Consider the following 886-nt stretch of genomic DNA (forward strand, 5'->3'; position numbering starts at 1 on the left):
TCAGCAGTGCCTACGATAGATTAGGGATCAGACAGAAGATCTGTACTCAATACAGGAAATCGTCTATCCAATCGGAAATGTCGGTCCTTCCGTGCGGCGTATCTATTGAAAACGCCTGGTACGTGAATTGCCGATGCAATCCAGATTCTTGTCTGGCGCCTTTGGATAGGCAAGACCTCAAGCAACTTCCGAACTGAGGACCGAAATGATCCCGCAGACTACATCGCTCGCCCGGCGCCAAGAGGCCCCGTATCTTCTTTTCGGCACGTCCCTTTTGGCGTTGCTCAGCGCCTCCCCTGCCATTGCACAAGCGGTGATTGATGGCGCCACTGTCACGGTACCGGGAAGCCAAAGTTCGCCGTGGAACATCGGTGGCACCTTGATTGTGGGCGATGCCGGCAACGGTACGCTGGAAATAGCTAACGGCGGCATCGTGTCAAATACTGGAGCTGGCTGGATTGGCTTTAGCACCGGTAGCACTGGCTTGGTTACGGTAAGCGGCCCTGGATCACAGTGGAGCAACGCGGGCCTGGTCGTGGGCAACAGCGGTACCGGTACTCTGAACATCAGCGGCGCCGGCGTTGTTTCAAGCAGTTCTGGCACCATTGGTCTAAATGGCGGCACCGGGTCTGTCGCCGTCGGCGGCGTCGGATCGCAATGGACCAGCTCTGCCACCCTAACCGTGGGCAGCACTGGCAACGGTACGCTGGCGATCACCGACGGCGGCGTCGTGTCAAATACCAGCGGCACTATTGGCAATGGCACCGGCAGCACAGGCGTGGCGACGGTGAGCGGCGCTGGATCGCAGTGGAACAACTCTGGCTTCCTGAGAGTGGGCCACAATGGCACCGGTACGCTGGCGATCACCGACGGCGGCGTCGTGTCA

The 886-nt window shown here is 58.9% G+C and carries 1 pseudogene; it reads left to right on the forward strand.

Annotated features, from left to right (window positions below):
- Positions 1 to 205: 205 nt before the first annotated feature.
- Positions 206 to 886: pseudogene (locus LH464_RS24400) on the forward strand (autotransporter outer membrane beta-barrel domain-containing protein); the annotation flags it as partial.

Source organism: Pseudorhizobium xiangyangii (assembly GCF_020531965.1).
Lineage (GTDB): Bacteria > Pseudomonadota > Alphaproteobacteria > Rhizobiales > Rhizobiaceae > Neorhizobium > Neorhizobium xiangyangii.